This window comes from Cohnella mopanensis (assembly GCF_022352055.1).
Classification (GTDB): domain Bacteria; phylum Bacillota; class Bacilli; order Paenibacillales; family Paenibacillaceae; genus Cohnella; species Cohnella mopanensis.
In genome coordinates, this window is record NZ_JAKRWM010000037.1 from 1 (window position 1) to 8,508 (window position 8,508).

The 8,508-nt window shown below is 56.1% G+C and carries 3 protein-coding genes; all 3 read right to left on the reverse strand.

The features are described 5' to 3' along the window. Nucleotides 1-1,751: glycoside hydrolase family 6 protein (locus L3D05_RS26035; protein ID WP_439647988.1), on the reverse strand; the 1,751-nt coding region annotated here is incomplete at its 3' end. Nucleotides 1,752-1,774: 23 nt separating this feature from the next. After that, on the reverse strand, nt 1,775-6,577 hold the full coding sequence (locus L3D05_RS26040) for a glycoside hydrolase family 48 protein (RefSeq protein ID WP_239619288.1): 4,803 nt from the start codon (nt 6,575-6,577) through the stop codon (nt 1,775-1,777). 242 nt (nt 6,578-6,819) lie between these two features. Then, the coding region (locus tag L3D05_RS26045; RefSeq protein ID WP_239619289.1) for a cellulose binding domain-containing protein at nt 6,820-8,508 on the reverse strand (1,689 nt) is incomplete at its 5' end.

Genomic DNA, 8,508 nt, shown 5'->3' on the forward strand with positions numbered 1-8,508 from the left:
GTCCAGCTCAGCGCAACTTGTGCGTTGCCTGCCGTTGCCGTCAGTCCCGCTGGTGCCGCTGGCACCGTTGGAGCTGCGATCGGCGTCGCGCTCGCTTGCGTGGAGTTTGCGCTGGATCCGGCGCTATTGGACGCGCTAACGACGTAGTAGTACGTCGTTCCGTTCGTCAGGCCTGTGTTCGTATAACTCGTCGCGGTCACGCCGGTAGCCAAGTTCGTGTAAGGCCCGCCGCTTGTCGTCGCGCGTTTAACCGTATAGCTCGTTGCTCCGCTTGATGCCATCCAGCTCAGCGTAACTTGTGCGTTACCTGCCGCTGCCGTCAGTCCCGTCGGTGCCGCAGGCACTTGGACGCTTCCACCAGGGATAACCGGATAAGCATTTTGAATCAGCTCCACGAATTGACTGTGGAACCAGTGACCCGACACCGGAGCATTCGGCAATGCGCCCGTCAATTTGCCGCTTGAGGCCGCCGTGTAGGTTGGATCGCACATTCTGTCAAAACCTTTGCCTTCGTCGTTCGGAATTGCCGAGCTCGAGCCATCCGACTCTCCCGGCGGCTTCACCCATACGAATGCGTCGAGATGAGATGCAGCATATCCCGCAGGCGCTGCTTGCGGCGGTTGGCCCATCCCCGCTCCGCTAGGATTACACCAATTCCCGCGATGGTAACGTTTATCGATTCGGCCGGAATCGACGTAGGCGTTAACGGTAGTTCCGCTAGCTACCGTCGGTCGGTTCGGACCGCCCCATCCATTACGGGAAGTGTCGATCAAGAAGCCTATACTGGCTGGCCAACCTTTCGCCACGAAGCCGGAGTACAACGCTGCCGTGAAATCCACTTCATCAAAGTACGGATTGTATTCATAGTAACTTGCAGACTTCAGTGGCTGCCCGCTAATTGACAAATCTGGATTAGGTAAATTCGGCTCTTCCAATGGAGTGGTGTTCGCCGTGTCGCTGATAAAGCCGTCAACGCTCGCAAGACCCGCAGCCGTTCCAGCTACAACTGTGGTAAAAAGGTCGATAGTCGGTTGACGGTTGCTGTCCCAGCCCAACCATCCGGAGTGTCCGATATCCATATAGGTGTATACGTTAGGGATAGCGTGCAGTTTGTCTAGCGCATATCGGGTTGCATCCCGATAAATGTTAGTGGAGTTCGCCTGCCCGCATGCCGGGTCGCTTAGGTTGGTTACAAGGTTAGGCAGCGAATCCGGTTCGATCACCGTGACGATCCGGATGTCCTTGTACGCCGGAAGAGCGAATATGCTGGCGATCGCGTCGATGTACTGAGTTTTGTACGTTTGCAAACCAGCCGCGGTTAACGGAAGTTCTCCGTTCGACGCCAACGCGTGACAGTCGCGACCTGGCAAGTCATAGATAACGAAAGTTGCCGTAATCGGCGTGTTGCCCTGCTTCTGAGCAAGAACAGCATCCAGGGTTTGAGCTAAGCTCTTACGGCCTCCGTTCGCCGCGCCACCGGCGATCGCTGCGATGCGGTCAAGCCAGACAGCGGTTGGATACGTTTTGACTGTCTGCATTTTCGCGATCAAGTTGCTGTCGGTAACTTGCGCGATCGACGTGTCGATCAACGCCGCGTAATCGGGATTCACGTAAGCAGTCGCCCCCACGAACGGGTTGTCGACGTGCGATTCAGCAAAAGCGCTCTTGATTCCCATCGATATGAAGCTACTTATGACCAATGAGAGGATTACGATATACATTCCGGTTCTTTTCGTTATGGCCATTGCCATTTTTCCCAACTCCTTCAGGTTTTTTAAGGCTCAATTCCCCATACGAGCGTGCCGTTCTGATAGAGCGTCGTTTTGTTCCAGTTCGTATAAGACGTTATCGTACCGTCGAACGAGTAATCATCGATCTCATTGAAGTTGGTCCAGTCGGCTTTCGCCACGCGGATTTGAATGTCCCCGCTCTGACCTCCCGCTGCGATCGATCCGGCCGCTGAGTTAAATGAGATCTCGAGGTACGTATCTGCTCCGGTTTTCGCCGGGGAGATCGCCGCGAATGCGCCGCTGACGTTGCTCGTTCCGACTTGAGCGTAGTCGCAGTAGAAGTTCAAGGCTGCGTTGCTGTCTTTCGTGAAGTAATAGCGCAGTTTCAAGTCGCTCAAGTTAACGGCGGAAGTACCGGTGTTCTTGATGTTGATGATCGCATTAATCATGTTGTCGGTCGCATTGGCGTTACTTACCTTATACTGGGCGACGATGCTGCTCGTGACGTTCTGCGGCGTTGCGCTCGCTTGCGTGGAATTCGCGCTCTCGCCTGCGGCATTCACGGCACTAACCACATAGTAATAGGTCGTTCCATTCGCCAGTGCCGTGTCCGTGTAGCTCGTCGACGCTCCGGTCGCCACCGTCGTGTACGGTCCGCCGTTCGTTGCGGCTCGCTTAACGTTATAGCTCGTCGCGCCGCTCGAGGCCGTCCAGCTAAGCACAACTTGCGCATTGCCCGCCGTTGCCGTCAGTCCGGTCGGAGCTGCAGGCCCTTGAGGAGCTGTCGGCGTTGCGCTCGCTTGCGAAGAGTTCACGCTTTCGCCGGCAGCGTTCACCGCGCTGACTACGTAGTAATAGGTCGTGCCGTTCGTCAGGCCCGTGTTCGTGTAGCTAGTCGCCGCAACGCCGGTAGCTACCGTCGTGTACGGTCCGCCGCTCGTCGTCGCGCGCTTCACGTTGTAGCCTGTCACGCCGCTTGAAGCCGTCCAGCTAAGCGCAACTTGCGCATTGCCCGCCGTAGCCGTCAGGCCGGTCGGCGCCGCTGGCGGTTGAGGGGCTACTGGCGTTACGCTCGCTTGCGAAGAGTTTACGCTTTCGCCGGCAGCGTTCACTGCGCTTACGACGTAGTAGTACGCCGTGCCGTTAGTAAGTCCCGTGTTCGTGTAGCTAGTCGCCGCTATGCCGGTAGCTACCGTCGTGTAAGGTCCGCCGCTTGTCGTTGCACGCTTTACGTTATAGCCAGTCGCGCCGCTCGAAGCCGTCCAGCTGAGCGCGGCCTGCGCATTGCCCGCTGTTCCGGTTAAGCCTGCCGGTACAGCCGGAGGTTGTTGCGTCGTTCCGCCCGGTTCGTTCCCCCAAATCAATGTGCCGTTCTGATAAAGGGTAATGTTGCTAGACGGAGCGTAAGAGGTTTGCGTTCCGTTATAGGAATAATCGTCCGCTTCGTTGTAGTTGCTCCAATTAGCCAGATTGATGCGGCTTTGGATTTCGCCGCTATTGCCTCCCGCAGCGATGGAGCCTGCACCCGTCGTGAATCCGATCTCCAAGTACGTATCCGCTCCCGTAGCCGGCGAGCTCATCGATGTGAATGTTGCCGTCAAGTTAGCACATCCAACGCCCGCCCAGTCGCAGGTGAAAGTCTCGGACTGCGTCGAGCCTTTCGTATACCAGTAGCGAATCTTCAGTTGGTTGAGAGGTACGGAGGATGTGCCCGTGTTCACGATCCGAAGCTGCGGCTTCATCTGGCTGTCCGTCGCGCTGGTGTCACCGACTTTATATTCCACTTTTAATGTGCTCGGCAATTGAGGAGTCGCGCTCGCTTGCGTGGAATTCAAGCTTTCGCCGGAAGCATTCACCGCGCTGACGACGTAATAATACGTTGTGCCGTTGGTGAGTCCCGTGTTCGTATAGCTCGTCGTTGCCACGCCGCTTGCCACCGTTGTATATGGACCACCGCTCGTCGTTGCCCGCTTCACGTTATAGCTCGCGGCACCGCTCGAAGCCGTCCAGCTTAAAGTCGCTTGCGCGTTACCCGCCGTTGCGGTCAATCCCGTTGGCGCCGCCGGAATGGCCAATTGCGGAGTCGCGCTTGCCTGTGCGGAATTGACGCTTTCTCCTACTGAGTTCACTGCGCTGACGACATAGTAATAGGTCGTTCCATTCGTCAAGCCCGTATTCGTGAAGGTCGCTGCCGTCACTCCGGTCGCGACGTTCGTGTATGGGCCGCCGCTTGTCGTAGCCCGCTTCACGTTATAGCTCGCCGCGCCGCTCGAAGCCGTCCAGCTCAAGGCGACCTGCTGATTGCCCGCCGTCGCGGTTAAGCCCGTTGGCGCCACTGGAACCGTAGGAATAGCCGGCACTACGCTAACCTGCACGGAGTTCGTGCTCTCGCCCACCGTGTTCACCGCGCTGACGACATAATAGTAAGTCGTACCGTTGGTGAGTCCGGTGTTCGTGTAGCTCGTTCCGGTTACTCCTGTCGCAACTGTCGTATACGGTCCGCCGCTAATCGCCGCCCGTTTGACGTTGTAGCTCGTTGCGCCTGCGGAAGCCGTCCAGCTCAAAATAACTTGCGCATTGCCCGGCGACGCGATCACGCCGGTTGGCGCAGTCGGTACCGTTGGCGTCGACGATCCGAGCAAGCGGTCGTATTCCGCATAGGCCGTAGCGATATCGACCTGCGACCAGAAACGATGATACTTAAAGGTCGGGGTACCTTTATCCCACTTCTTGGTGGTCGGATTCCATGAAGTATTATAAAGATTGGTCAAATAGGACCATTGAGGATCTTGCGTAATTTTCGGCCGAAGCTGCGGATAACTGATATACACGCCGTTACCGCCTTTTGCCGGATCGGACGGAATGCTGCCGGTTCCGGGAATGGTGTTGCCCATACCGTACGTTCCGGACCATCCGTTCGGGAAATAAATTTCTTTCTCGAAGTAACGGGAGTAGTCGGCGCGTTCCTCGGCTTTGACGATGCCCACGCCGTCATTAAAGTTCCAAGCAACGTTCAGCAAGGAATCCGCGAGCGACTTCGCTTGGTTTCCTAGAGTCGTGAAGTTGCCCGTCTCCGCTTTCGTACCGGCCGCGAAGAAGGAGAGAGCTTTAATGTAGCTGCCCAGCACGCCGACGTCTTGGCTTGGATCCTTCGTGATGACATGGAAGTTCGGGTTGCCCGTAAAAGTTGCGAATGAGTTCCATGTGTCGGGTTGCCCCGTCCATTCTTGGCCGCCGGGAATATAAAATTCACCTGGAGCCGAAGTTGTCGCTATGACCGGGTTCGCGCCGCCGAGAACGCGCTGGCCGGCTGCGTTCAAGTAATAACCTGAGGCATCCGTAACCGGTTTCTGGTTTACGAAGACGTAATCCGTCGACCAATCGATCCACTTGGAAATGACGTTTTTGGCCATTTGGAAATTTTGGGACGTAATATCCCCGCTGGAAGCGAGGATGTAATACATTTCCGCTACCCGCTCAAGCGGCCATGCTTGGAAGCCGAACCAAGAGTTCGAATCGGGATCGGTATATACCGGCGCCTCTTGATAAGCCATATTGTAAAAAGTACTAACGCCCGACGGATAAGCGCTGTAGCTGCCGCCCCAGCTGTTCGTTGCGCCGCCGCCGATAGCGCCTTCCACCGATAGCAGCCAGTTATAAAACTCGAGCTGGCGCGTCAACGAGGCGTTCCAGTCCGCTTGGCCCGTTGCGGATGATGGGGCTAAACCACCAGCCGTCGTTCCGAGCGCATAGGCGGTGACCGGGTTTTGATAAGCTTGGTGAGCGTGGCTTGCGCCGATCCGCCAAGCCCAGTTCCCGTTGCTGCCGATGCCGCCGCCCCAAGCGGTGTACCAGGCTAACAGATTCATGCTTGAGTTTTTGCCGCTTCCAGCCGTCGGCGTCCCGTTCTTGGCGCTGCCGATTTGTTGGAAGTATTTATCGTAGAAGCCGTAACGCAAATAATCGCCCATCTTTTTCGCCTTATTCAGAATAGCCGTGTTGTTGTAACCGAACCGCTTCGCCCAGTAGATAACCTGGATGGCTCGGGCGTCCGCATCCGTTGCATTCGTATATTTCCATTGGGCAGCGGGAACCGCCGATTCTTTGGTGAACAAGGACATGAAGCCTTCGTTTGTTTTACCGAACGTTTTGTTATCTTGCGACGGGTGGGTTATCGCTTCCCATACCGATTCTTCTTCCCCGCGTTGGAACGTATTGACATACGTCGCCGTGTGGGAAGGATTCAAAGTATTGCCGAAGCCATACCAGTTGTCTACGTCTACCAGCCAGTGCATCAAATAGGTTTGATTGTTGCCGTAGGTGGCTTTCAGTTCAGCGTCCAGCGGGTCAGCTCCAGGGGAGTACTGTCCGGACAGCTGCGAAGGGTATTGATCGGGAAATGGCTTTTCGGCCGCATAGGTTGCCGGACTGCTCGGGTTGTAGTAATTCATAGTAGGCTGTTCCTCGACGCCATCGCCTTCATTAATTGGAATGATGTATTTCTCCATGTTGGCCCATGCGGCATCCAACCGAGTCCAATCGCCGGTATATTTACCATATAACGCTTCCAGCCAGAGCCAGTAGCTATAGGCCTCGGATGTAGTCATATGCCCGTAGTCGGGGGCTTCACTCATCAGCGTCTCGATGGCGTGATAAGGAATTCCTTCAGGTGAAAAATAACCGTTAGCCGGATTTTTGATTTGATTGTACAACTGCATGAATCGCGTTTCGTATACCGTTGCCGCGGAAGCTTCTTTCGGTGCGATCCACAAGCTTGCGTAGGCGGACAAGATCATAGCTGCCGCTAGCAACCAGATAAGTCCCTTACGGTAAATGCTCTGAACCATTATCAATTCCTCCTTAACCGATTTTCTTGCTAAATTCGCCATCTTGTCGAAATACTCCGCACGAGCCTACCTCCTTTACGAAAAGGTTTTCTGTACATTTCCATTATAAAACCGAGGAAGTTTGTAAAATGTGCGTGATGTAACTTGTTTACGCCGCTTATGTAACCGTTTGAGATAAGCCAATCCACACAAAAAACCGTTTTCCGGCAAATGCCGGAAAACGGTTTGAGTTTACATCGCGCTTAAGGCGCGATCCCCCACACCAACGACCCGCTCTGATAAAGCGTCACATGATCCCAGTTGGCATATGCCGTCTTCGTAGGATCATACGAGTAATCGCCAACTTCATTGAAGTTCGACCAGTCGGATTTGGCGATCCGCCCCTGAATATCACCGCTTTGCCCACCTGCCGCGATCGAGCCCGCGCCAGACGTAAACGAGATTTCCAAGTACGTATCCGTTCCGCTTCCCGATGCGCTGACGAATGCGCCTTGTACATTCGCGCTGCCAACTTGCGCCCAGTCCACCCAGAAGCTAAGTGATTGGTTTCCATCCTTGGTGAAATAGTAGCGGAGCTTCAACGTGCTCAAATCCACGGCCGTCGTGCCGTTATTCTTAATGTTGAAATAGGGTTTAATCTGATTATCGGTCGCATTCGTGTCCCCCGCACGATACTGCACGACTAAATTGCCGGTGCTGCCTGCGCTCGGCGTCGCGCTTGCCTGCGCAGAATTCGCACTTTCGCCTGCCGCATTCACCGCGCTCACCACATAGTAATATGCGGTCCCGTTCGTCAGTCCGGTATTCGTATAACTCGTTGCCGTTACGCCCGTAGCCACGTTCGTGTACGGGCCGCCGCTTGTCGTCGCGCGTTTGACCGTATAACTTGCCGCTCCGCTCGAAGCGACCCAGCTAAGCGATGCTTGCGCATTGCCACCCGTCGCGGTCACCCCGGTCGGCGCCGCCGGTATTGTCGTTCCGACTCTCGGCGTCACGGTTACCTGCGCAGAATTCGCGCTTTCGCCTGCCGCGTTCACCGCGCTCACCACATAGTAATATGCGGACCCGTTCGTCAGTCCGGTATTCGTATAACTCGTTGCCGTTACGCCCGTAGCCACGTTCGTGTACGGGCCGCCGCTTGTCGTCGCGCGTTTGACCGTATAACTTGCCGCTCCGCTCGAAGCGACCCAGCTAAGCGATGCTTGCGCATTGCCACCCGTCGCGGTCAACCCGGTCGGCGCCGCCGGTATTGTCGTTCCGACACTCGGCGTCACGGTTACCTGCGCAGAATTCGCGCTTTCGCCTGCCGCGTTCACCGCGCTCACCACATAGTAATATGCGGTCCCGTTCGTCAGTCCGGTATTCGTATAACTCGTTGCCGTTACGCCCGTGGCCACGTTCGTGTACGGGCCGCCGCTTGTCGTCGCGCGTTTGACCGTATAACTTGCCGCTCCGCTCGAAGCGATCCAGCTAAGCGATGCTTGCGCATTGCCACCCGTAGCGGTCAAGCCTGTCGGTGCCGCCGGTATTGTCGTTCCGACGCTCGGCGTCACGGTTACCTGCGCAGAATTCGCGCTTTCGCCTGCCGCATTCACCGCGCTCACCACATAGTAATATGCGGTCCCGTTCGTCAGTCCGGTATTCGTATAACTCGTTGCCGTTACGCCCGTTGCCACGTTCGTGTACGGGCCGCCGCTGGTCGTCGCGCGTTTGACCGTATAGCTTGCCGCTCCGCTCGAAGCGACCCAGCTAAGCGATGCTTGCGCATTGCCACCCGTCGCGGTCAAACCGGTCGGCGCCGCCGGAATTGTCGGATTAACGACAAGCGGTTTAATGAGCCGATCTAACATCGCTTGCTTCGGTGCGTTCCACGTCGCCCAATCGTCCAGCAGCAGACCGCCGGTATCTCCGCTGTTCGGGTTGAGGCACCA